A 2452-nucleotide genomic window follows, 5' to 3' on the forward strand; every position below is an offset into this window, starting at 1 on the left:
CTCGGACACGGCGGGTTTCGGGCCGGCATTCGCCGCTGCGCTGGAGAGCGGCCGGCCGACGCTGCTGCACCTGAAACTCGACGCCGACGTCAGCACCAGCCGCAGCAGCCTGCAGGCGATCCGCGAGGCGGCCCGGCGGCGCCTGGGCCAGGCCTGAAAACCCGATCGCGAGGGTGGGCGAAGGGATTTGTCGGATGACTTGTTCAAGACAATGTCATACCGCCGTTGTCATACCGACGATATATTGCTGCCAATGAACAAAGTGCTTCCCGTCAATCCCCTGCCGGCCCCGACGCCGGCAGAGCGCTGGGTGTGGCGGGCCTGCCTCGCGGTCTCGCTGGTGTGGCTGGCCGCGGCCTGGGCCGGGCAGGCGCGCTGGTGGCCGGGGGCGCTGCTGCTGGCCTTGAGCCTGCTGCCGCCACTGCTGCGCTCGCAGCGCCGGCAGGTGGCGATGCCGGGCTATGACACGCTCGACGTGAGCCCGTGGGGCCTGGTGCACCGCAGCGGCCTGCCCGACGACCCGCAGGAGCCGTCGACGCGCCGCCTGGCCTGGTCCGATATCCGGCAGGTCGACGTGCTGACGACCGAAGACGGCCYGCTCGGCGAAGACCTGTTCTTCGTGCTGATGACGCAGCGCGACAGCGACACCGAGGCGCTGGTCGTCTCGAACGCGCAGGCGGTGCCGACCAAGCTGCTCGATGCGATGGCCCAGAACCTCGGGCCGCTCGACCAGGCACAGCTGCTGAACGCCGTCAGCACGCGCGAGCTGAAGCGCTTCACGCTGTGGCGGCGCTGATCGGCAAGACCAAGCCTGTTGACACTACGCCGGCCGCATCTGCCTGAGCCACGCGCCGGGCGACAAGCCGGTCGCACCCTTGAACCGCCGCGTGAAGTGGCTCTGGTCTGCAAAGCCCACGGCAGCGGCCACCTCGGCCAGCGCCCCGCCTTGCAACAGCAGCGTGCGCGCTTTCGCGATCCGTACCGCGTTCAGGTAGAGGTGCGGCGGCACGCCGAAGTGCCGGGCGAAGGCGCGGCTCAGGTAGACCCGCGACACGCCGGCCTCGCGGGCGAGTTCGCCGATCGACAGGTCCCGGTCGGCGTTCGCCCGGATGTGGTCCCGCACGCGCTGGAGCCGCTTCAGCCCTGCGTGCACCGGCGGCGTCACGGTTTTCGGCGATTCGCCATGCCGCAGCAGGAGTTGCACGAAAGCCTCCATCAGCAGCACTTCGCCCCGCATCGATTCCTGCGGCTGGCCTGTCGCGAGGATGGCGCGCTGCAGCGTGGCGGCCGCCTGGGGATCGTGGACCACCGGTGCGCGGAAATGACGGCTGCCCTGGATCCCGGCGGCGCGCTGCAGCATGCCAGGCAGCACGTCTGCCTCGACGTACAGCATGCAATAGCCATAGCCGCCGGCCTGGCCGGGCAGGCCGTCGTGGGCCTGGTCGGGGTTCAGCAGGATGACGTCGCCGGGCACGCTGGTCTGGGTCGTGCCCCGGCAGTTGAAGGTCTGCACGCCGCTGCCGGTCAGGCCGATGCCGTACTCCGGATGGCTGTGCCGTTCGAACGCGTGCTCGGTGAAATGTGCCCGCATCAGCGTCACGCCCGCGGCGCCGGCCGGCCGGTACTGCACCCAGTCTGAAGCTGCCGGCGCGTCTGCCTGCATCCGAACGGTCCCTTGCGATTTACAACGGTACAAGACGGCGGCGGCATGCCTCGTCACAGTGGCGGCTCCCCAGCTCATGCCGCAGCGTCATGCACATCCGACCCGCCAGTGTCGAGGACATTCCCACCATCGAGGCACTCTATCGCGAAGCGATCGCCTTCCAACGCGAAGGCGGGCACCCATCCTGGCAGGACCTGGACCTCGCCGTCGTCGAGAACGACATCGCCGAGCGCTGCCAGTACGCGCTGGTGCTGGAGGGCCAGGTGGCCGGCATCTTCAGCTTCTGCCCACCCTCGCTGATGGACCGCGAGATGTGGCAGGGGCTGGCGCCGGAATCGGCCCGCTACATCAACCGGATCATCGTCGGGCAGGCGTGGAAGGGCCGGCAGCTGTTCGCGCACATGCTGGACTGGTGCGAGCAGGAGATGCACCGCCTGGGCCTTCGGGTGCTGCGGCTGGACACCTGGGCGCAGAGCACCGGGCTGATCCTGCACTACGGCCGGTTCGGGTTCAGGCGGGTGGGCGAGCGCATCACGTCGACGAGCGACCGGCTGCCGCCGCAATATCGCGGCCTTCACCTGGTGATCATGGAGAAGCCGGTCGGCTAGCGGCTCTTCTTCCAGAGCAGCAGCACGACGCCCGCGAGCACCACACCGGCAGCGGCCCATTCGTAGTGCGTGACGGTCTCGCCGGCCACCGCGACGCCCAGCAGCATCGCGATCACCGGGTTCACGAAGGTGTAGCTCGACGCCAGCCCCGCGCTGGCCTTCGACAGCAGCACCATGTAGG

Annotated in this window: 4 protein-coding genes; 2 read left to right on the forward strand and 2 right to left on the reverse strand. The window is 69.3% G+C overall.

What is annotated here, in order from left to right; all coding sequences use genetic code 11:
* Window positions 1-253: 253 nt before the first annotated feature.
* The gene (locus tag AC1D01_RS30160; RefSeq protein ID WP_477872989.1) at window positions 254-796 is read left to right on the forward strand and encodes a hypothetical protein; all 543 of its coding nucleotides are present in this window, start codon (window positions 254-256) and stop codon (window positions 794-796) included.
* 24 nt (window positions 797-820) lie between these two features.
* Here AC1D01_RS30160 and AC1D01_RS30165 read toward each other — a convergent pair whose 3' ends face one another.
* Window positions 821-1663 carry an AraC family transcriptional regulator gene (locus AC1D01_RS30165; protein WP_477872991.1) on the reverse strand — a complete coding sequence of 281 codons (843 nt, stop codon included), beginning with the start codon at window positions 1661-1663 and terminating at the stop codon, window positions 821-823.
* An 89-nt stretch (window positions 1664-1752) separates the two neighbouring features.
* Here AC1D01_RS30165 and AC1D01_RS30170 point away from each other — a divergent pair, with 89 nt between their 5' ends.
* Window positions 1753-2271, forward strand: a complete 519-nt coding sequence (locus tag AC1D01_RS30170) for a GNAT family N-acetyltransferase (protein ID WP_477872993.1) — start codon at window positions 1753-1755, stop codon at window positions 2269-2271.
* Here the strand turns inward: AC1D01_RS30170 and AC1D01_RS30175 are convergent.
* The coding region (locus AC1D01_RS30175) for an EamA family transporter (RefSeq protein WP_477872995.1) at window positions 2268-2452 on the reverse strand (185 nt) is incomplete at its 5' end. The two genes, AC1D01_RS30170 and AC1D01_RS30175, sit on opposite strands and share 4 nt — an antisense overlap.

It is taken from the genome of Rhizobacter sp. P3_B12, from assembly GCF_056402895.1.

Excerpts from the sequence above, each read along its gene's own strand:
- AC1D01_RS30165 (WP_477872991.1), bottom strand. The coding sequence starts at position 1,663 with ATGCAGGCAGACGCGCCGGCAGCTTCAGACTGGGTGCAGTACCGGCCG.
- AC1D01_RS30170 (WP_477872993.1), top strand. The coding sequence starts at position 1,753 with ATGCACATCCGACCCGCCAGTGTCGAGGACATTCCCACCATCGAGGCA.